Source organism: Sphingomonas sp. NIBR02145 (genome assembly GCF_027359115.1).
Lineage (GTDB): Bacteria > Pseudomonadota > Alphaproteobacteria > Sphingomonadales > Sphingomonadaceae > Sphingomonas > Sphingomonas kyeonggiensis_A.
In genome coordinates this window covers 3,978,623-3,999,568 of the sequence record NZ_CP114791.1, presented here as the reverse complement: position 1 = coordinate 3,999,568, position 20,946 = coordinate 3,978,623, and the positions used below count along the sequence as shown (strand labels likewise).

Sequence of the window (20,946 nt, the reverse complement as noted above, 5' to 3'; positions counted from 1 at the left end):
TCCCTGGCAGCGTCCGGCTTGCCCGTGCATGCGGGTGCCGCTTTTGTCCTCAGGGATAAGGCCAGACCTTCAATCCGGAGTCAATAGAATGGTTAGTCCAGATTTGGCATATTGGTTCGCATACCAGTAAACAGACCAGTACAGCCGACTTGCATGCGAAAACGCGCGCCGCAGCAGGTGCCGGACGCGCGCTGGAGTAGCGGTATCGAAAGGAGTCCGGTCGTTCAGCTCAGCTGGGCGCTGATCAGGAAGCGGTTGCGGCTGGCCTCGGCCTTGCGGCGCAGCTCCATGATCTCGCGTTCTTCCGATGCCTTGAGCATCGCCTCGAGCAGCCGGCTGAAATGCTTGCGCATCGCCGTGCGCGCCGCCACCGAGTCGCGGTTCTTCAGCGCCTCGAGCACCGCGGCGTGCTCGTCATGCCGGCTGTCCTCGTCCTTGCTGCACACCGAGGCGTGGAGCGCGCAGATCTCCGGGATCTCGGTGCGCATCCGCCACAGGGTGGTGATCACGAACATGATCGCCTGGTTGCCCGATGCCCCGGCAATGGCGAGGTGGAAGGCGCGGTCCGCTTCGGTGGCGGCGGCGCTGCCCTCCTCGGCCTCGTCCATGGCGGCCACCAGCGATTCGAGCACCTGGAGCTGCTCGTCGCTGATCGTCGGCGCGGCGAGCGCGGCCGCCTCGGACTCGAACAGCGAACGCGCCTCGGTGAGCTCGAACGCGCTCACCACCGGCAGCTGGCCGACGCTCGGCTCGTTGCGATCGCAGACATAGACGCCCGAGCCGGTCTTGATCCGCACCAGCCCCTGGGCCTGGAGCGCGATCTCCGCCTCGCGGATCGTCACCCGGCTCACCCCCAATCGCTCCGCCATCTCGCGCTCGCCGGGCAGCCGCGAGCCGGGAGGGAAAGTGCCCTCCGCGATCATCGCCGCGATGCGTTCGGCGATATCCTGGAAGAGACGGCGTTCGGCCATTGGGTCCTCGGGTAGCTTGGTCTGACGATCAGCAATGCCCCAGGCTGCGGGATTTTGGAATAGGCAATTGGTCCGCAGCCTGCTTCCGGTCCGCCTTAACGGAGACGAACGCGGAAGCTCAGGAAATATTGCGGGCCGTAATATTCCACGTTCCGGGTGCTGCCGACGACCGGCATATACTCGACGCGCGGCTCGTTGAAGATGTTCAGCGCCTGGAAGCGGATGTCCGCCTGCTTGTTGATCTTGTAGCTCATGTTCACGTCGAAGGTGTTGTTGCCCTCGACATAGCGCAGCTGGGTGTTGTCGCTGGTGAACGACTGATAATAGCGCGAGCGATAGCGATAGATGCCCTGCAGCGAGATCGGCCCGATCTCGTAGAATGCCTGGGCCGAGAAGACGTGCTTCGAATAGCCGCTCAGCCCCGCCGCCGGGATCAGCCCGGGGATCACGTCGCCGGTCGCGCTGTCGATGATATCCCCATAACGAATGTCCTGCGTCTTGTAGGTCGACCAGGCGTAATTGTAGCTCAGCTTAACGCCCAGCCCGTCGAGCGGATGCGGCAGCCAGCTGAACCGGTTCGACGCAGTGAACTCGACGCCGTACAGGTCGGACTTGTCCTTGCTGTTGGTCGTCTGGGTGACCGGCACCGCATAATCCTGGCCGCCGATCGTGAAATTCTCGTCGGTCGTGATCGGGATCTTCCCGCCGGTGAAGCGCTTGTAATAGGCGGTCGCGGCGAACAGCGTGTCCTTGTTGGCGTAGTATTCGTACGCGAGGTCGGCGTTCCACGACATCACCGGCTTCAGCCGCGGGCTGCCGGTGGCGATGATCGAGTTGATCGCATCGGTGACCGAGGTGAAGCCGTTGCCCACTTCCAGCGTGATGTTGCGGCCGGCACCCAGCGCGCTCGGCGCGGGGCGCGACATCGCCCGGTAGATGCCGGTGCGGATGCGCGACTTGGGGCTCAGGTCGAAGATCGCGTTGACGCTCGGCAGCCAGCGCATCGAGCCCGAGGTGATCCGGGTCGGGGTGAAGCTGCCATTGGCGCGCAGCGAGATGCTGCCGTCGCTGTTGTTGATCACGTCGAGGCCCGAGCGCAGGCCCTCCGCCGTCACCTGGGTATGCACCCCGCGCACGCCGAAATTGCCGCGCACCGCCAGGCCGCCGATATGGCCCGAATAGGTCGCCATCGCATAGCCGGCCCAGGTCTCCTCGGTGACGTCCGAATTGTCGACCGAGCGCAGGTCACCGGTATTGCCGGGATCCTCGGTGCCCAGATAGTTGCGGAACTGGCAGAGCACGTCGAAGGTCGCATAGCTGCCGACGCTCGGGCTCGGCGCGTCGCCCAGGAAGCTGCGCTCCGGGAAGGGGGTGCGGCAGGCCAGGTTGACCGCGCGGTCCACCGCCAGGTCGTTCTGCTGGATGATCAGGTCGTTGCTGTAGCCGAAGAAGCTGCGCTTGGCCCAGCGCCCGCCCACGTCGATCCGCTCGATGAAGCCGTCGAGCTTGTAGCTCGCGTCCAGCCGCGCCGAATGAATCTCGTCGTCGCGCCCGTCCTGTGATCGGGTCAACTGCGCATCGTCGCTGAACGCCGTGTAGTCCGCCGGGTTGAAGCGCGAATCATAGGTGAAGACCGGCAGGAAGCTCTGCGTGAAGTCGACATGATAGGGGATGCGCTGGTTGTTGATCGCCGTGCGCACGCCGTAGATGTCGAGCGGATCGGTGCGCAGCCGTACGGTGCGCGTGATGTCGAGCCGCTTGGTGTGCGAATAGCCGTAATCGGCGCTCACCGTCAGCCGGTCGGTCGGCTTCCATTCGACATTGCCGCCAAAGCCCAGATACTTCTCGTCGCGCAGGAACAGGCCCGACAGCGTCTGCAGCGTCGCCGATCCGTCGGCCGAGAGCATCTGGTGGTCGTCGCCGATCACGACGTTGCGCAGATTGTAGCGCCCTTCCGCCGTGCCGAAGTCGTTGCGTGCCTCGCTATACTGGCGCCGCGAATATTGCAGGTCGAGATTGACGTCGATCGTCGGGCTCGGCTGCCACTGGACCGCGCCGAACACCGCGTTGCGCAGGTCCGAGGTGGTCATCTGGCGATAGAGGTACGAGTTGGACGCGTGGTAATAGGGCGTGCCCGAATTGCCCTGCTGGCGGGTCACTTCGGTGCAGTTGGTGGTCGAGACCACCGCCGCGTTGCAGGTGAACCAGGTCGAGCTGGTATAGAAGCGCTCGACCGGATCATTCACGTCGTTGCGCTGATAGCCGATCGAGATGCCGATCTTGCCCAGGTCGCCCGCGTTGAACTGGTCGATATAGCTGATCGTCGCGCGGTAGCCGTAGGGGCTCTTGCCGCTGATCCGGTCCTGATAGGGATTGTAGTTGCCCTTGATCTCCGCCTGGATGTTGCGGCGCTTGTAGTCGAGCGGCTTGCGCGTCTCGAGCTCGATCAGGCCGGCCACGCCGCCTTCGATCAGGTCGGCCTGCTGCGTCTTGTAGATCTTGATCGCGTTGAACAGCTCGGAGGGGAACTGGCCGAAATTCACCGCGCGGTCGCCCGAGCCGTTGGTCGCCTCGCGCTTGTTGAGCGTGGTCATGCTCAGCCCCGAGCCCAGGCCACGGATCGAGACTTCGGTCGGGCCGTAATTGGCGCGGTCGATCGAGGCGCCGGTGATCGTCGCGATCACTTCGCCGACCGACTGGCCCGGCAACTCGCCGATTTCCTTGGAGGAAACCGAATCCACGATCGCATCGGAATCGCGCTTGGACTGGATCGAGCTCTGGATCGTCTCGCGGATCGCGGTGACGATGATCTGGTCTTCCTGCTGCGTTTCCTGCGCCACTTCCGGCGCGGTCGCTTCGGCAGGAGCCTTGCCGGCGGGCGCCGGCTGCGTGTCCTGCGCCCAGGCAGGCGCCGCCGTCAGCGCCGCGGCGATCGACACGCCGGTCAGCAGGGCCGAGCGAGCGCGCATGCGCGCACGGATGGTGCCCAAAGCCATTCGAATCCTCCCCAATCTTCTTTTTATACCAATTCTAGGTACCACAGGTCCGAAGACTGTCAATGATATCTTGATACCAATTATCCAATCCGCTTAGTGCAATGCAGCAAAGCCACAGGGGAGGATTGGATGGCAACCGGACTAACCAGCAGCGGACCAGCACGGCTGATCGGCTTTGGCGAAGTGTTGACGCGGCTCGCGACCCAGGGTCGGGTACAGCTGCCCCAGGCGCAGAGCCTCGACGTGCATATCGGCGGGGCGGAGGCCAATGTCGCCGCCGCGCTCGCGGCGCTCGGGCACCGCACCGCGATGGTCTCGGCACTCCCCCGGGGCGGCCTGGGCGACGGCGCCTGGCGCGCACTCGCCGCCGCCGGCGTGGACCTGACCCGGAGCTTCCGCGCGCCGGGCCGCCAGGGCCTGTATTTCCTCAGCCCGGGCGGATCGTTGCGCGCCTCGGAGATCCTCTACGACCGCGCCGGCAGCGCCTTCGCGTCGCGGGACTGGTCCGCATTCGACTGGTCCGCGGCGTTCGAAGGCGCTGAATGGCTCCATGTCTCGGGCATCACCCCGGCGCTGGGTCCCGATCTCGCAGCCGCCACCGGCGCCGCGATGACGGCTGCCCGAGCCGCCGGCCTGCGCGTGTCGTTCGACGGCAACTACCGTGCGAACCTGTGGACGAGCTGGGACAGCGATCCGCGCACGATCCTCACCGGGCTGGTCCGCCAGGCCGACCTGTTCTTCGCCAATCACCGCGACATGGCGCTGCTGCTCGACCATCCCTTCTCCGGCGATGGCGAAGCGCGACGGCGAGAGGCTGCACTGGCCGGGTTCACCGCTTTCCCCAACCTGAAGTGGATCGCCTCGACGGCTCGCCATGTCGAGACCAGCGACTGCCATCGCCTGGCCGCGCGCATCGACACGCCCGAGGCCGGCTTCCAGACCGCCGAAGTCGCGATGCCCGGCATCATCGACCGGATCGGCGGCGGCGACGCCTTTGCCGCCGGCGTGCTGCACGGCCTGCTCGAAGGTGCCTCGATCCCGCGCGCCGCCGAACTCGGCCTGGCCCTGGCCTGCCTCAAGCACAGCGTGCCGGGCGACATGGCGCTGTTCTCCCGCGCCGATGTGGAGGGCTTCTCCGGCGAAGGCGCCGACGTGAAGCGCTGAGGGCCGGCCCAAGCCATATCGTCATGCTGAACTTGTTCGGCTCCCAAGGCTCCCCGGGCGATATCGCTGGTGGAGAATTGGACCCTGAAACAAGTTCAGGGTGACGATAGCTTGCAATGTAGGATTCCGCCTGCTTGGCTCACGCGGCCGGGCCACCACCCGGCCGCTCTTTCAATCTGCAGGAAAAATAGGATCACGCGCCCGCAACAATGTTGCGAGATGCAACGCGTTACCGAGAAAACAGGGAAAATAGCGGCGGCAGAAACCCGCTCTTGGACTGTACTTCGTGTACTTTGCCGAGTGACGGCCGCCGCCAATGTTGGAGCGCTAGAACCAGCCCCAGATCGGGTTCGCCGGATCGGCCAGCAGCTTCACCGTCAGCGCCGCCGAGAGCAGCACCAGCAACGGCCGAACGCCGCGCCCGCCGAAGCGGATCGCCAGCCGCGCGCCGATCTGGTTGCCCGCCATGTTCGCCAGCGCCATCGCGATGCCCAGTCCCCAGAGCAGCTTGCCGCCGGCGATCATCGCCAGCAGCCCGGCCAGGTTGGTCGACAGGTTGAGGAACTTGGTGTTGCCGATCGCCCGCACCAGCCCGAGCCCGGCCAATGCGACCAGCGCCGTGGTAAGGAACGATCCGGTGCCCGGCCCGAAGAACCCGTCGTAGAAGCCGATGCCGGTCACGATCAGCGTCAGCCCCTTCGGTCCCACCCGGGCATGCCGGTCCGCTTCGCTCATCTTCGGCGCGAGCAGGAAATAGAGCCCCATCAGGATCAGCAGCACGGGCACGAAGGCGGCAAGGAAGTGCGAGTCGATCAGCTGGAGCGTCACCGCCCCCGCCGCCGCGCCGACAAAGGCCCCCGCCGCGGGCAGCGCGAAGCGCCGGAAGTCGACATGGCCGGCCCGGGCATAGGTGAACAGCGCGGAGCCGGTGCCGCAGGCGCTCGCCAGCTTGTTGGTCGCAATCGCCGAGACCGGCGGCACGCCCATGGCCATCAGCGCGGGCAAGGTGATCAGCCCGCCGCCGCCCGCCATCGCATCGACGGTGCCGGCAAGCAGCGCCATGGTGACGAGGAAAGCGAGGATGTCGGGGGTAAGGTGCATGCGGTCCCGTTAAGGCGATGCCGCAAAATAAAAAAGAAGGCGCGGCCGAGGGAGTCGGACCGCGCCTCCAGGGACGGAGTGGGTCAGGGCAGCAGCTGGCTGCTCAATTCGGGAACCGCGATCGCCAGGTCGTAGGCGACGATCTTGGCGAAGGCCTTGGCGCCGGCTTCGCCGACATGGGTATAGTCGAACTTCTCGACGATCCGGCCGCGCGGGCCGGTCTTCGGAAGCGTCGATGCGGGCGGCGATTCCGGCGCGGGGCGCGGGCGCAGCGTGGTGCCGGCCTTGCCTGCCGCCACTTCCTCGGGAAGCGGCTCGGCCATCGCCAGCTTCATCGATTCGACTGCGCCGAGCTGCTCGACCGCCTTCGCACTGTCGCGGTTCAGCTCGATCACCGGCGCCTTCATCTCGACGCCGATCTTGCGCACCGCATCGGCCCAGGCGGCGAGCGTGTTGTTGAGCTTGCCGCCCCGGAATTCGCGGCGCGACAGCGGGGTTACCAGCACCGGCACGGCGCCGGCGGCGCGGACGTCGAGCACCATCTGCCTGAGGTTCGACTGGAAGTCGGTGTTGAGGTCGGTCCAGCGCTCGGCCTTGGTCGACTGGTCGTTATGGCCGAACTGGATCAGGACGTACTTCTTGGCATAGCCCGGAACCGCAGCCTCGCCGAGCGCGATCTTCCACGAACCCTCGGCCTGGTAGCTGCGGGTCGAGCGCCCGCCCCGGCCCATGTTGAGGCAGGCGATGTTCGACTTCACATGATAGGCGCAGAAGGCAGATGCCCAGCCGCTGCCCGGCGCCATGGTGGAGTCGCCGACCAGGATGATCTTGTAGGCGGAGATCGGCGGCGCATCGGTCCGCTTCTCGCGCTTCTCGAGCGCAGGCTGGGCCTCCGAAGTCTGGGCGAAGGCCGCCCCCGGAACCGCCAGCAACGCTGCCAGCGTGATCGCCATTTTCAGCATGTGTAACCCTCCCAGTTGCGGCCTTCTGTCCCTCGATCAGGAGAAGGCGAGGCCGCCGTTGATGTCCATGTTGACGCCCGTCAGGAACGACGAGTCGTTCGAGGCGAGGAAGACAACCGCCGACGCCACTTCGTCCGGATGGCCCTCGCGGCGCAGCGGCGTGTTGCCGGCCACCGCCTTGCGGCCCTCGGGCTTGGAGAAGGTGTCGTGGAAGCTGGTGCCGATCAGGCCCGGGCACAGCGCGTTGACGCGGATGCCCTGCGGACCCAGTTCCTTGGCGAGGCCGCGGGTGAAGGTCATCAGCGCGCCCTTGGCGGTCGCGTAGATCGACGCGCCCGGCCCGCCGCCGTCCCGCCCGGCGAGCGACGACAGGTTCACGATCGCGCTGCCCTCGCCCAGGTGCGGCAGCACCGCCTTGGTGACGAGGAAGGCGGACTTGAGGTTGAGCTCCATGACATGGTCGAAGAACGCCTCGTCCATGTCGGCCAGCGTCTTGCGGGCGACCATGCCGCCGGCCACGTTGACCAGCACGTCGACGCGCTCGCCGAACGCCGCGGTGGTCTCCTCGACCAGCTTCGCCACTTCGGCCGGCTTGGTCACATCGGCCTGGATCAAGATCGCGGTGCCCCCTGCGGCCTCGATCTCGGCGACGGTCGCCTTGGCGGCGGCTTCGTCGCTGCGATAGTTGACCGCGACCTTGGCGCCCTGCGCCGCGAGCTGCAGCGAGACCGACTTGCCGATGTCACGCCCGCCGCCGGTTACGATGGCGACCTTGTCCTTCAATTTCATGCTGGATTCCGTTCTGGGGAGGTAGTGCCCTCGGCGCGCGGAAGCCCGCGACCGAGGAGCAGGATGGAGAGGAGCGCGAGCGGGACGATCGCCGCGGCCAGCGCGAAGATCGGCGCATAGCCCTGGGTGGTCATCACCGGCACGAGCCAGGTGGTGATGAGCGTGCCGGCCACGGCGGCGGTGCCGCTGATCCCGGCGAGCGAGCCCACCGCGCCGCCGGCGAAATAGTCGCCCGGCATGGTCTGGATGTTGTTGATCGCCACCTGGAAGCCGAACAGGATCACCGCGATCAGCAGCACCGCGCTGAGCGGCGTCGAGGCCTGGGCGGTAAGCAGCAGCGCCGGCAGCATGATGACGCAGCCGATGGCGATGGCGAGCTTGCGCGCCGACAGCGCGCTCCAGCCCCGCGCGATCAGCACGCCGGAGAACCAGCCGCCGCCCAGGCTGCCGAGCATCGCGCCGACAAACGGCACCCAGCCGAACATGCCGATCTGCTTCACATCGAAGCCGAAGGTCTCGGCCAGGTAGATCGGCAGCCAGGAGACGAACAGCCACCAGACAGGATCGAGGAAGAAGCGGCTGAGCAGGATCGCCCAGCTCTGGCGGTAGCGCAGCAGCTCGAGCATGCCCGGTGCGGGTGCCTCGGCTTCGGGCGCGTCGTTGGCGGCGGGGCGCGCGTTGATATGGGCGCGCTCCTCGTCGCTCAGCCAGGGATGGCGATCGGGATCGGCGCGGTAGACGAACAGCCAGGGGATCAGCCAGACAAAGCCGAGCACGCCGACCAGCACAAAGGTCGCCCGCCACCCGAACGACCCGTAGAGCGCGGCAACAGCCGGCGCGGCGATGATCGCGCCGATCGCGGCACCGGCATTGAAGATGCCCTGCGCGAAGGCGCGCTCCTGTGGCGGGAACCACAAGGCATTGGCCTTGACCGCGCCCGGCCAGTTGCCCGCCTCGGCCACACCCAAAGTGACGCGCAGGCCGATCAGCATGCCCAGCGAGCGGACGAGTGCGTGCGCGCCGATCGACAGCGACCAGACCGCGATCGCGATGACGAAGCCGATGCGCGTGCCGATCCGGTCGAGCAGCTTGCCGAACAGCGACTGGCCGAACGCATAGGCGACCATGAACATGGTCACGAGCAGTGCATAATCCGCCTTGTCCGCGCCAATGTCCTTAGACACCGCCGGCCACATCACGGCGAGCGCGTTGCGATCGATATAGTTGATGACGGTGACCAGCCCGATCAGGCCGATCACGAGCCAGCGAAGCCCTTTGACCCTGGTCATCGGCTCAGTTTCCCTTGCCCGCATCGAAGCGCGCGAAATGGCCCTTCCAGTCGAGCTTCCTGCCATCGACCGTCGCCGAGTGCGCCGCATTGGCATCGGCCGAGACGGCGATCGCCAGCGTCACCCGGCGGCCATCGGCCAGCCCGATGGTGATCACGTCGGCATCGCCGGTGCGAACATGGGTGAACAGCTTCACCCGGCTGTTGCTCGCGGTGGTCTTCTCCTCGCCCGCGTCATAGTTGCCATGCGGCTCGAGCAGGTTGACGAACTGGGCGTTGGTCGCCCCGGTCACGCGCTCGATCAGCAGCGGCTCGCGGCGCAGGTTGAAGCGCGGATCATTCGCGCCGCTCTCGCCCAGGATCACGCTGGTGCCTGCCGGCGCGAGCATCCGGTAGGTGTAGAAACGGTTGTCGTTGATCCAGGTGACCGCGCCATTCTCGGCAGTCGGCGTACCCGTCGCATCGACCCAGATGTGCTGGTAACCCGCCGCCTTGCCGAGCACCGGCCGCTCGGCGGTGTTCGACTGGAGCGGGAAACCGATCGCGGTGATCTGCCCGGCATAGTGCAGCGGCAAGTCATAGGTGGCGGGCTTGTCGCCGGTCACGTCGAGCAGGTCGACGATCATCGGGCTCTCGACGCCGTCCACCGGCAGCTGGATCAGCGTGCGGCGATAGCGGACGCCGGGATAGGCGCCGACCATGTCGGCGGTGCTGACCGTCGCCTGCGGGGTACTCGCCCAGAAGAGCTGCTTGGGCGCGAGCTTGTCGCCCACCTTCCACTTGCCGCCGAAATTGCTGGTCTCGTTCACGACCAGCGTGTTGTGGGCGACGGTCTGCTTCGCCCAGCTCTCATTTTCCTTGAGGTAGCGCCCGCCGTCCTTGCTCTCGACATTGAGGAAGCGCGCCGCGCCGTAATCGGTCACGATGGCGTGGCCGTTGTCGTAGAGAATCCAGTTCAGCTTGTCGAAATGGCCATGGCCCATGCCCATCGCGGCATTCTTGGCGACCAGTACCTGGTCCTTGTCGCTCGGCCCCGAGCGCATGATCGCCAGGCCGCCCATATCGCCCTTGGGCCCGTCGCTCAGGAACTGCGAGGCGAAGGGGAAAGGCCTGGCCTTGCCGGCCGCGAGATCGCGCGCGACCATCAGCCCGTCGGGCGTCAGCACGGTGCGGCCCTGCCACTGCGCGATCGACAGCAGCGCCGGATCCTTGGTCACTTCATAGCCGATCGCCACCGACTGATAGAGCTCGTCGGTCTTCAGGCTCTTGTCGGGCATCGCATCGTTGAACGGGAAGAAGAAGCCGTCATAGGTCGTCTGGATCGAGGTCCGGATCGCCTTCAGGAGCACGCCGCCGCGATGCTCGAAGATCTTCTGCTCGGGCTGGTTCGCCTGAATGAAGCGGGCGAACAGCACGAAGGGCAGCATCGCATAGCGCTGATAATAGGGCCCTTCGACATAATAGCCGTCGGGCGAGAAGAGCTGGTCGATCTGCGCCAGGAAGCCGAACTTGCCGTCACGGTGCAGGCCCTTCAGCGCCACTTCGACAAAGTCCTTGTCGCGCAGCGTATAGCCGATCATCCCGACCGCAGCGCAGGCCCAGGTCGCATGGTTGTGGATCTGGTCGAATTCTTCCGCCTGGCCGGCCGACAGGAAGGTCGCCATCGGGCGGAAGACCTTGTCGTCGATCGTCGCGCGATCGGCGGCGCTCAGGCTGTCGCGGATCGCGTCATAGCCCTGCACCGCATAGACCGCCCAGACGGCGTCGTTGAGGCTCTGCCAGAAGAGCCGGCCCGGCCGCTGGTCGCTCGCCGCGGGATGGTTGCCGAGCGTCGGATAGAGCCTGGCATATTCGAGCAGCTCGGCCTTGGCGAAATCGGCATAGCGCTGCTCGCCGGTGATGCGGAACAACAGCCCGGCGCCATAGATCGCCGTGTAGTTCCGCTTGTGCTGCTCATGCGTGTAGCCGCCACCCGGATCCTTGGGCTGGGGCACGATCACGCCGGCCTTGATCGCCTTGTCGACTTCGCGGCGGACGCGCTTCAGTTCGGCGTTGAACAGAGGATAGGCCGTGGCTTCCTTGGCCGTGGCCGCCATCTCCGATGCGCGGAACAGCGTGGGCTGGGTGCCGGGCGCGGTCTGCGCCAGAGCGGGCGTGGCGAGCAGGGCGGAACCGGCTAGGAGAAAAGCGAAACGAGTCATCAATTGCTTCCCGGAAGCGGCGAGGCCGCAGGCTTGGCGTACCAGGAGACACCCGTCTCCTCGCGCGTGATGGGCTTGAGCGTGCGATCGGCACCGAGCTTGGCCAGCGCCGGATCGCTCGGATAGAGCAGGCCGTTGGCGGCGCGCTTGAGCGTCACCTGGCGGCGGTCGATCTGGATCGGCAAGGCAGCGGGTCCCGGCACGGACAGGACATTGCCGGTGAATGTGATCCCGGCGATGTCCGCCTTGGCGACAAAGGGATCGCCGCGCTTCGCGTTGACGAAGAGGTTGGCCACGAAGCGCGTCGAGACCGGCGGCAGCGACAGTTCGGCGTCCGCGCCATTGCCCAAAGTCACCGTCGCCGCTTCGATCAGGCTGTTCCGCTCGATCAATGCATCCTGCACCTGCTCGTAGCGGTTGGTCGGCGAGTTTGGCACGCCGTTCATCAGCGAGAGCGCGCTGTACGACCCGTCGCCGGCCAGACCCTCGAGATAGTTGTTCCGCACCACCTGGCGCCGGTTGATCACGCGGATACCGCCGGTGCGCTTCACGCCATTGCCGAAGAAGACATTGTCCTCGATCCGGTTGCCATGGCCGTGGCGCATCACAAAGGCGCCCTGGCTCTCGACCACGACATTGCGGCGCAGGATGTTCGCGCCCGACTTGATCGAGACGATCTCGACCTCGCCGTTGCAGCGCTCGAAGAAATTGTCCTCGACGATCGTGAAGGAATCGCTCTGCGATTGCTGGCTGGTGCCAATGCGAATCGTCTCGCCGCCATTTTCCCCCAGGGGAGGCCGCGGGCCGAAGTAATTATGGTCGATCCGGTGGTGGTTCTCGCTTGGGCCATAGGCGGCGCGGACCACCACGAGCATCGCCCCGCCATGGACCTTGCCGGCGAAGTGCGAGTGATCGACGCGGTTGCTGCTGCCGTAGAGCGAGACCCAGTGATCGGTCTTGGCCTGTGTCGGCGCGCCATAGCCGTCGACGACGATCCCAGTCAGGCGCGAATTCTCGGCCCAGCGTTTGGTATCGAAGCGAAAGGCGATCAGATCCTCATCGGTGCCGTGCCCGTCCCTGAACACCAGGTTGGAGACGACCAGCCAGTTGCCCGCCATGCGCAGGCTCGAGGCCCCGGTCAGGATAACCTTGCCCGGCGTCTCAGCGGTAAGCGTGATCGGCTTGGCCTCGCTGCCCTGGCCGGAGAAGCGCACCGCAAAGTCGCGCCACTCGCCATTGGCGAGGATGATCCGATCGCCCGGCGACAGCGCCTTCGCGGCCGCTCCATATTCCTGCTGATTATGGACAAGGGTGTCGCGCGCCGCCGCCGGACCGGCAGCCACCGCAAGCATCCCCATCGACAGCGCCCAGAGTCGCAACGAGTCCTCCCCACCGGCTCTTTTGGCCGATGTGGATGCCTACCAGTCGCATGAATTACGTGCAAGCCAATTTGAATACCAATTCACTGGACCAGAATTGGTAGAGTGGTTCTATACCAGATCAGCCTCGCGCGCTGCCTCCGAACAGCGGTGCCAGCGTCACCGCCACCGCGCCGACCAGGATCGCCGACACCATCGGATCGAGTTCGTCGGCCAGCCAGAAATAGCCGGCAACGCCCGCCACGCCGGCCAGTCCAACCGCCGCCAGCAGCGAAGCGGCGCGCACCAATGCGCCGGCGCGGCGCGGCCAGCCGTCGATGACGTGCCGTACGCGATCGAGCATCACGGCGCTGAGCCCCGCGGCTTCCGCCCGTGCGATCTCACCCGAGTCGAGCGCCGCGCCGTCGAGACGATAGAGAATGGCGAAGCGCCGCAGCGCCTCCAGCCGGGCATTGGCGAGGCCGGATACCCGGCGCGAACCGAACAGCATGGCAGCGATCCGCTCGATCCGACTCGGCCCACGCAGCGAGGCGCGACCATCGGCCTGAGAAAGCTGGAGCGTGCGTAGCTCGAGCGAGGTAAGCGCGGCTTCGGCCGAGACGGTGCCGGCGAGCCCTTCGAGCAGCCCCGCCCTGGTATCGAGATACGCCATGATGTCCTCCTGTTTGCAGCCGGGCATCTAGGCGCGTCGAACGCCGTTGATTAGCCGTGCGCGTGGCATCGCAAGGTTTCCGCAACTGCACCGATCCGCAGCGATGACGTTGCGGTTGTCCCGCTTCCGCATCTCGCCCGGCCGGAACAACCGGATATCCGAAAGTATGACCAAACAGGACTTGATACCTTATATCATCACGGCTACCGCAACGCAGCAAGTTCCATGGTTCGGGAAGATTCGTTGATGTTGTTGCGTCCGCTGTTGCTCGCCTCCGCCGCCCTGCTCGCGCTTCCCGCGCACGCCGAAGAGACTCCGGCCAACGGCAACACCGCCCCGGCAACCAGCAGCACCGAATCCAAGGCGCCGGCCACCAGCGACCAGGATCATGACCAGCCCGGCGCGCAGATCGTCGTCACCGGCACCCGCGCCCGCAACACCGCGGACGTGCTCGGCGGCACCGCAGTGCTCGCCAAGGAAGAGCTGACCCGCGACCTGCGCCCGACGATCGGCGACACACTGGCCAACCAGCCCGGCGTCTCGGCTACGTCCTTCGGTCCCAATGCCTCGCGCCCGGTGCTGCGCGGCTTCATCGGTGCCCGCGCCCCGCTGCTCACCGACGGCATCGGCAGCATCGACGTGTCGAACACCTCGGCCGATCACGCGCCGATCATCAACCCGCTCACCGCCGACCGCATCGAAGTGCTGCGCGGCCCGACCGCCTTGATCTTCGGCCCCTCGGCGATCGGCGGCGTGGTCAACGTCATCGACAGCCGCATCCCGCGCCACATGCCCGACGAAGTGGTGCATTTCGACGGCATCGCCAGCTATGGCAGCGCCGCCGATGAGCGCTCGGTCTCGGGCACGGCGGATGTGCCGGTGACGAGCAAGATCGTCCTCCACGCCGATGGCAGCTTCTCGCAGACCGGCGACCAGCGCACCGGCGGCTATGTCCTCAGCCGCGAGCTGCGTGCCCAGGCGGCCGCGAGCGCCGATCCCGAAATCCAGGAACTGGCCGACCTCAAGGGCAAGGTACCCAACACCGCCGGCAAGACTTGGGACGTCGCCGGCGGCGCCGCGATCATCGACGGCAACAACAATCTCGGCTTCTCGGTCAGCCATTTCGACACGCTCTACGGCGTGCCCGTCCGCTATTCGCTCGATCCATCGGTCGAGGCCGAGCAGGTGCGCCTCCACGCCCAGCAGACCCGCGTCGACGTGCGCGGCGAGGTCAATATCGGCGACGGCTTCTTCAAGCAGCTCCGCACCCGCTGGGCCGCAGCCGACTACAAGCATAGCGAGATCGCGGAAGACGGCGCCGTCGGCACCACCTTCTACAACCAGGGCTATGAGGGCCGGCTCGAGATGGTCCAGTCGGGCCGCGGCGGCTGGGACGGCCTGATCGGCGGCCAGTTCTCGCTGCGCGACATGCACGTCGTCGGCGACGAGAAGTTCCTGCCCAAGAACTCGGCGCAGCAGTTCGGCCTGTTCACGCTCCAGTCGCTCGATCTCGGCGCGTTCAAGGCCGAGGCGGCGGCGCGCTTCGAGCACAACAATGTCAGCGCCCAGGCCGATGCCGACATCGGCAACCCGGCGTATAACCGCAACTTCAACAGCTTCTCCGCCTCGCTCGGCGCCAGCTATGCGGTGGCCGACGGCATGCGCTTCGGCGTCAACGTCTCGCGCGCCGAGCGTGCGCCGACCCCGGAAGAGCTTTTCGCCAACGGCCCGCACGCCGGCACCCAGGCGTTCGAGATCGGCAACCCGAATTTCGGCACCGAGAAGAGCTGGGGGGTGGAAGCCACGTTCAAGGGCTCGGGCGACGGCTTCGCCTTCTCGACCGCAGCCTATTACAACTGGTTCAAGGGCTATATCTACGACTCGCCGACCGGCGCGACCCAGGATGACCTGCCCGTCTTCCAGTACAACCAGTCCGATGCCCGCTATTACGGCTTCGAGGCCGAGGGCTCGCTCCGCCTGGCGACGGTGAAGGACTTCACGGTCAACGCCACCGCGCTGGCCGATTACGTCCATGCCGAGATCGTCGGCACCGGCCCCGCCCCGCGCATCCCGCCGCTGCGCATCAATGGCGGGCTGGAAGCGACCTCGGACGCCTTCACCCTCCGCGGCGAAGTCGAGCATGTCTTCGACCAGACCCGTATCTCGGCCTTCGAGACGCCGACGAACGGCTTCACCTTCGTCAACGCCTCGGTCTCGTGGAAGCCCTGGGGCGCCGGCTCGAACACCAGCCTGCAGCTCTCGGCGAACAACATCTTCGACGTCGAGGCCCGACGCGCCGCCAGCGTGCTCAAGGACTATGCCCCACTTCCTGGCCGCGACATCCGCGTGACCGCGCGCATCCAGATCTGACCTTGCACCAATCCTCCCCCTCCCTTTGCGGGGGAGGATTGGATAGGGTCGACCGATGCACGCCGCTCCCGAAGCCCCGCCAGTCTCCCGCCGCCTGCCCTGGCCGATCCTCGCCGGCGCCGGGCTCGCGCTTTTCCTCCTCGCCCTGCTATGGTTCGGCCACGAACTTGCCGAGGGCGACGGCGCGACCATCGACCGTGCGGTCATGCTGGCGATGCGCGTCCCCGGCCATCCGCTCCAGCCGATCGGCCCCGCCTGGCTCCCCTCCGCGGTGCGCGACGTGACGGCGCTCGGCAGCACCACCGTGCTGAGCTTCATCGTGCTGGTCGCTGCGATCTTCCTCGGGCTCGCCGGGCGCCTGCGCACCGCCCTGCTCGTGGTCGGCGCTTCGCTGCTCGGCTCGATCGCAGTCGAGACGATCCGCGGCTTCGTCGCCCGCCCCCGGCCGCAGCTGACCGGCCAGCTGATGGAAGTGAACTCGGCCAGCTTCCCCAGCGGCCATGCCGCGATCAGCGCGATCGTCTATCTGACGCTCGCCACCCTGCTCTTCCCGGTGCTGCCCGACCGCCGCATCCGCGCCTTCGTGCTGATCGTCGCGCTGGCGCTTACCACCTCGGTCGGCCTCAGCCGCCTCTATCTCGGCGTTCACTGGCCGAGCGACGTCCTCGCCGGCTGGGCGTTCGGCGGGGTCTGGGCAATGCTCTGGTGGCGGATCGAGCTGGAACTGCTCGGCCGCGGAAAGCGGCGCTGAACCGTCAGCCCTGGCGCTCGGCGAGCTTGCGTTCCCAGGCAAGCGCGTCCTTGACGATACCTTCCAGGTCATCGTGCTTCGGCCGCCACGGCAGCGCCGCCAGGATCGCGCTGTTGTCGGCAACCAGCGCATCGGGATCGCCCGCACGCCGCCCCTCGAGCTTGCGCTCGATCGTCAGGTTGGTCACCCGATCCACCGCGTCGAGCACCTGCAGCACCGAGAAGCCGCGGCCATAGCCGGCGTTCATCGTGTGGTTCTCGGTCGGCTTCGCGATCAGCAGATCGAGCGCGTCGACATGCGCGGCGGCGAGATCGCTGACATGGATATAGTCACGCACGCCGGTGCCGTCGGGCGTGTCGAAATCAGTGCCGAACACCGAGACATGGCTGCGCTTGCCGGTCGCCGCCTCGGCCGCGATCTTGATCAGGTGGGTCGCACCCGCGGTCGACTGGCCGGAGCGACCCTGCGGATCGGCGCCGGCGACGTTGAAGTAGCGCAGCGCCGCATAGTTGATCGGATGGGCGGCGGCGACGTCCTTGAGCATGATCTCGGTCATCAGCTTGGACATGCCGTACGGGTTGATCGGCTGCTTCGGGCTGTCCTCGCGCACCGGCACGACTTCGGGGATGCCATAGGTCGCCGCGGTCGAGGAGAAGATGAAGTGCTTCACGCCCTCTGCCACCGCGCTCTCGATCAGCGAGCGGCTGGCGGCGGTGTTGTTGCGGTAATATTTGAGCGGGTCGGTCACGCTCTCCGGCACCACCACCGAGCCCGCGAAGTGCATGATCGCGATCACGCCGTGCTCCCGGATCGCGGCGCGGACCTTGTCGTCATCGGCGATGTTGGCGACCACCAGCTTGGCGCGCGGATCGACGGCCCAGTCGAACCCGGTGACCAGGTTGTCGACCACCACGACCTTCCAGCCCGCATCGAGCAGCGCCAGCACCGCATGGCTGCCGATATAGCCCGCCCCGCCCGTAACCAGCACCGTGCCTTCGCGCATACCAAACTCCGCATTGTTCTTCGCGCGTCCAATCCTATCTTTGCGCCGATAGCAAGGAGTTCGCGATGAGCATTGAAACCGCTACGCTGGCCGGAGGGTGCTTCTGGTGCACCGAGGCCGTGTTCAACGATGTGATCGGCGTCCAGTCGGTCGAAAGCGGCTATATCGGGGGCACCAAGGAAAACCCGACCTACAAGGAAGTCTGCTCGGGCACGACCGGCCATGCCGAGGCGATCCGGGTGAGCTTCGATACCGACCAGATCTCGTATGGCGAGATCCTCGACATCTTCCTGGCCACCCACGATCCCACCCAGCTCAACCGCCAGGGCAACGATATCGGCACCCAGTATCGCTCGGCGATCTTCCCGCATTCGGCGGAGCAGGAGCGCGAGGCGCTGGATGCGATCGACCGCGCCCGGCCGGACTGGCCCGCGCCGATCGTCACGGCGATCGAGCCGCTGGGCGAATGGTGGTCGGCCGAGGATTACCACCAGGAATATTGGCAGGGCGAAGGCCAGCGTAACCCATACTGCCTGGCGGTGATCCCGCCCAAGCTGCGCAAGCTCCGCAAGAGCTTCGCGGCGCGCAGCAAGGAAGGCGCGACGGCAGCCTGACCCGGACAATCCTCCCCCGGCATCGCCGGGGGAGGATCCTGGCCTATTCCGCGCCTCCCGGCAGCGCCGCGCCCTCGATCGGCGGACGCTTGCCCGCTTCGGCACCGAGCGCCTTGTAGACGAAGCCGCCGAGCAGCCCGCCGACGATCGGCGCAATCCAGAACCAGAGCAGTTGCTGGAGCGCGATGCCGCCCTCGAGCAGCGCCGGCCCCGTCGAGCGCGCCGGGTTGACCGAGGTGTTGGTCACGGGGATCGAGATCAGGTGGATGAGCGTCAGCGCCAGGCCGATCGCGATCGGCGCGAACCCGGCCGGCGCGCGGCTGTCGGTCGAGCCCATGATCACCATCAGGAACATGAAGGTCAGCACGACCTCGATGACCATGCCTGCCTGGAACGAGAAATGGCCGGGCGAATGTTCGCCGAAGCCATTGGAGGCAAGGCCGCCCGCATAGCCCGGCGCGCCGCTGGCGACGTACCAGAGCAGCCCCGCGCCGATCACCGCGCCGATCACTTGCGCGATCACATAGAGGGGGATGTCCCTGGCCGGAAAGCGTCCGCCGGCCCACAGGCCGAAGGTCACCGCCGGGTTGAGATGGCAGCCCGAGATATGGCCGATCGAATAGGCCATGGTGAGCACGGTCAGGCCGAAGGCGAGGCTGACGCCTGCCAGCCCGATGCCGACCTCGGGAAATGCCGCGGCCAGCACCGCGCTGCCGCATCCACCGAAGACGAGCCAGAAAGTGCCGATGAGTTCGGCGAGACCACGTTGCACATTGCTCATGCTGTTGCCCTCCTGCTGTGTTCGGCCTCTCCCCTCCAGACCTGCGCAAATTTGTAGGTCTGTGCGGCGGAAAAGCAAAGCCGGGCGGATGGCGGTTGCGGCGCCGCGGCGGCTGTGGTGAGGGGAAGGCGATGAGTCTCCCCAGTCGCAGCTTCGCCGCCTTCCTGTTCGACATGGACGGGACGCTCGTGAACTCCATGGCGGTGGTCGATCGCGTCTGGCGCGCCTGGGCGGCCCGCCACGGCGTCGAGACCGATCCGTTGATGGCAGCACTCCACGGTGTCCGCGCGATCGAGACGATCCGCCGCTTCGCGCCCGCCGGCGTGGATGCCGAGGCCGAGACCGAAGCGCTGACCCAGGCCGAGATCGACGATATCGAGGGGCTGGCCGAAGTGGGCGGCGCCGCGGCCTTCCTGGCGCGGATCCCCGCCGGGCGCTGGGCACTGGTCACCTCGGCCCCGCGCGCGCTCGCGCTGCGCCGGCTGGAAGCCGCCGGCATTCCCCGGCCCGAGGTCGTCATCACCGCCGAGGATGTCGCGCACGGCAAGCCGGCGCCCGATTGCTTCCTGCTCGGGGCCGAGCGGCTTGGTGTCGAAATCGCCGATTGCCTGGTCTGGGAAGACAGCCTGGCCGGTCTGGCCGCCGCCGATGCCGCGGGGGCTGCCGCGGTGGTGATCACCGAGACGCATCACGAGGTGATGGACACGCCGCACCCGCCACGAGTCGATTATCGCGGCCTCGACGTCGAGATCGATATGCATGGCTGGCTGAAGCTGGTCGCACGCTAGTCCGCGGCGGGCGCCATGCTTGCAATGTAGGATTTCGCCTGCTCCATACTGGTGGATGCAAGCCGGCGCCTTTTCCTCTCTGGCACACCCTCGCCGCACGCCGCCGCCCCGGGGTCCGAAAACCATCCCCCGTAGCGTAGCATATGCTTCGTAAACTTCCGTGCGCTTCAGGGGGCCGGTATCGGCCTGGGCCTGGTGCTGGCAAAGCCTCGCCTAGAAGGCGGCGCGGCGCAGGCGGTCGTTGATCGCCAGGCCGATGCCGCTAGCGGGGATCGGCGCCACGGCGATGGCGAGCGCGTCGCTCGCATCGGCGCGGTGGAGCGCGTCGAACAGGTTCGCGGCGGCTTCGGTGAGGTCACCGGTCGCGGAGAGAGTCTCGGTGCCGTGGATCGGGCCGAAGCCGATGAGGTACTCGCCGTTCTTCGCCTCGGTCGCGTGGAGGCGTACCGGCTTGGACGGGGCATAGTGGCTGTCGAGCTGGCCCGGCGCGATGATGCCTTCACCGTTCCCCGGCGAAAGCCGGGGCCCAGGGGCACCGGGGAACAACTCCGCCTGGGTCAGCGGCCCGGGCCGCAGGATCTGATTGCCCATCACGATCGTCGATTCCACCCCCGCCGGGGTCGCACCATCGTCGATCACCAGCGGGATGCGCCCGGCGAGGCTCTTCGCGACATGCTCGGCGCGGGTCGGGCTGATCGAGCCGCTGGCATTGGCCGAGGGCGCTGCGAGCGGCTTGCCCGACGCTTCGAGCAGCGCCTGCATCGCGCGATGGCGCGGCACCCGGATCGCGATCGTGTCGAGCCCGGCCGTGACCAGCGATGCGATCCCGGCGTCGGGGCGTACCGGCAACACCAGGGTCAGCGGCCCCGGCCAGAAGCGCGTCGCCAGGTCTCGTGCCTGCGGATCGAACACCGCGATACGCTCCGCGGCGGCGAGGTCCGGCACATGGACGATCAGCGGGTTGAAGCTCGGCCGACCCTTGGCCGCATAGATGCCCGCGACCGCGCGCGACTCGGTGGCGTCAGCGGCCAGGCCATAGACCGTCTCGGTCGGCACCGCGACGCATTCGCCGGCGCGAATCAGCGCCGCCGCCTCGGCGATCGCGGCCATGCCGTAGGGTAAGACTCTCGGATTTG

At 66.9% G+C, this 20,946-nt stretch carries 17 protein-coding genes; 5 read left to right on the top strand and 12 right to left on the bottom strand.

From position 1 onward, the window contains the following. Positions 1 to 224: 224 nt before the first annotated feature. Both O3305_RS18160 and O3305_RS18155 read right to left on the bottom strand, forming a co-directional pair. On the bottom strand, positions 225 to 971 hold the full coding sequence (locus O3305_RS18160) for a FadR/GntR family transcriptional regulator (RefSeq protein WP_269573785.1): 747 nt from the start codon (positions 969 to 971) through the stop codon (positions 225 to 227). A 95-nt stretch (positions 972 to 1,066) separates the two neighbouring features. Further along, complete coding sequence (locus O3305_RS18155) at positions 1,067 to 3,967, bottom strand: TonB-dependent receptor (protein ID WP_269573784.1); 2,901 nt, start codon at positions 3,965 to 3,967, stop codon at positions 1,067 to 1,069. Positions 3,968 to 4,096: 129 nt separating this feature from the next. Here O3305_RS18155 and O3305_RS18150 point away from each other — a divergent pair, with 129 nt between their 5' ends. Then, entirely contained in the window at positions 4,097 to 5,131 is a 1,035-nt protein-coding gene (locus O3305_RS18150) for a sugar kinase (RefSeq protein ID WP_269573783.1), read from the top strand. Between the two features lie 327 nt (positions 5,132 to 5,458). Here O3305_RS18150 and O3305_RS18145 read toward each other — a convergent pair whose 3' ends face one another. From O3305_RS18145 to O3305_RS18115, 7 genes are all read right to left on the bottom strand, one after another. Then, positions 5,459 to 6,232 carry a TSUP family transporter gene (locus O3305_RS18145; RefSeq protein ID WP_269573782.1) on the bottom strand — a complete coding sequence of 258 codons (774 nt, stop codon included), beginning with the start codon at positions 6,230 to 6,232 and terminating at the stop codon, positions 5,459 to 5,461. Between the two features lie 83 nt (positions 6,233 to 6,315). Beyond that, positions 6,316 to 7,194, bottom strand: a complete 879-nt coding sequence (locus O3305_RS18140) for a rhamnogalacturonan acetylesterase (RefSeq protein WP_269573781.1) — start codon at positions 7,192 to 7,194, stop codon at positions 6,316 to 6,318. 36 nt (positions 7,195 to 7,230) lie between these two features. Further along, the gene (locus tag O3305_RS18135) at positions 7,231 to 7,983 is read right to left on the bottom strand and encodes an SDR family NAD(P)-dependent oxidoreductase (protein WP_269573780.1); all 753 of its coding nucleotides are present in this window, start codon (positions 7,981 to 7,983) and stop codon (positions 7,231 to 7,233) included. After that, positions 7,980 to 9,272 (bottom strand): MFS transporter, encoded by a 1,293-nt coding sequence (locus O3305_RS18130; RefSeq protein WP_269573779.1) that lies wholly within the window; start codon positions 9,270 to 9,272, stop codon positions 7,980 to 7,982. The genes O3305_RS18135 and O3305_RS18130 overlap by 4 nt, the downstream gene beginning before the upstream one ends. A 4-nt stretch (positions 9,273 to 9,276) precedes the next feature. Beyond that, positions 9,277 to 11,472 carry an alginate lyase family protein gene (locus O3305_RS18125; RefSeq protein WP_269573778.1) on the bottom strand — a complete coding sequence of 732 codons (2,196 nt, stop codon included), beginning with the start codon at positions 11,470 to 11,472 and terminating at the stop codon, positions 9,277 to 9,279. Further along, positions 11,472 to 12,851, bottom strand: coding sequence for a polysaccharide lyase 6 family protein (locus O3305_RS18120; protein ID WP_269573777.1), 1,380 nt, complete (start codon positions 12,849 to 12,851; stop codon positions 11,472 to 11,474). The genes O3305_RS18125 and O3305_RS18120 overlap by 1 nt, the downstream gene beginning before the upstream one ends. Positions 12,852 to 12,972: 121 nt before the next feature. After that, a complete protein-coding gene (locus O3305_RS18115) occupies positions 12,973 to 13,503 on the bottom strand; it encodes a hypothetical protein (protein WP_269573776.1) in 531 nt (176 codons plus the stop codon). Positions 13,504 to 13,749: 246 nt separating this feature from the next. On the opposite strand from O3305_RS18115, the gene O3305_RS18110 reads away from it, so the two are divergent. Next, positions 13,750 to 15,873, top strand: coding sequence for a TonB-dependent receptor (locus tag O3305_RS18110; RefSeq protein ID WP_269573775.1), 2,124 nt, complete (start codon positions 13,750 to 13,752; stop codon positions 15,871 to 15,873). Positions 15,874 to 15,928: 55 nt separating this feature from the next. After that, on the top strand, positions 15,929 to 16,624 hold the full coding sequence (locus O3305_RS18105) for a phosphatase PAP2 family protein (RefSeq protein WP_269573774.1): 696 nt from the start codon (positions 15,929 to 15,931) through the stop codon (positions 16,622 to 16,624). A gap of 4 nt (positions 16,625 to 16,628) precedes the next feature. Here O3305_RS18105 and galE read toward each other — a convergent pair whose 3' ends face one another. Further along, positions 16,629 to 17,627 (bottom strand): UDP-glucose 4-epimerase GalE, encoded by a 999-nt coding sequence (galE, locus tag O3305_RS18100; RefSeq protein ID WP_269573773.1) that lies wholly within the window; start codon positions 17,625 to 17,627, stop codon positions 16,629 to 16,631. 65 nt (positions 17,628 to 17,692) lie between these two features. Here galE and msrA point away from each other — a divergent pair, with 65 nt between their 5' ends. Further along, positions 17,693 to 18,241, top strand: a complete 549-nt coding sequence (gene msrA, locus O3305_RS18095; protein WP_269573772.1) for a peptide-methionine (S)-S-oxide reductase MsrA — start codon at positions 17,693 to 17,695, stop codon at positions 18,239 to 18,241. A 43-nt stretch (positions 18,242 to 18,284) separates the two neighbouring features. Here the strand turns inward: msrA and aqpZ are convergent, their stop codons facing one another. After that, the gene (gene aqpZ, locus O3305_RS18090; protein ID WP_269573771.1) at positions 18,285 to 19,022 is read right to left on the bottom strand and encodes an aquaporin Z; all 738 of its coding nucleotides are present in this window, start codon (positions 19,020 to 19,022) and stop codon (positions 18,285 to 18,287) included. A 131-nt stretch (positions 19,023 to 19,153) separates the two neighbouring features. Between aqpZ and O3305_RS18085 the strand changes: the two genes are divergently transcribed. Continuing rightward, positions 19,154 to 19,810, top strand: coding sequence for an HAD-IA family hydrolase (locus O3305_RS18085; RefSeq protein ID WP_269573770.1), 657 nt, complete (start codon positions 19,154 to 19,156; stop codon positions 19,808 to 19,810). Between the two features lie 213 nt (positions 19,811 to 20,023). Here O3305_RS18085 and O3305_RS18080 read toward each other — a convergent pair whose 3' ends face one another. Next, positions 20,024 to 20,920 (bottom strand): L-threonylcarbamoyladenylate synthase, encoded by an 897-nt coding sequence (locus O3305_RS18080; protein WP_269573769.1) that lies wholly within the window; start codon positions 20,918 to 20,920, stop codon positions 20,024 to 20,026. Between the last annotated feature and the right edge of the window lie 26 nt (positions 20,921 to 20,946).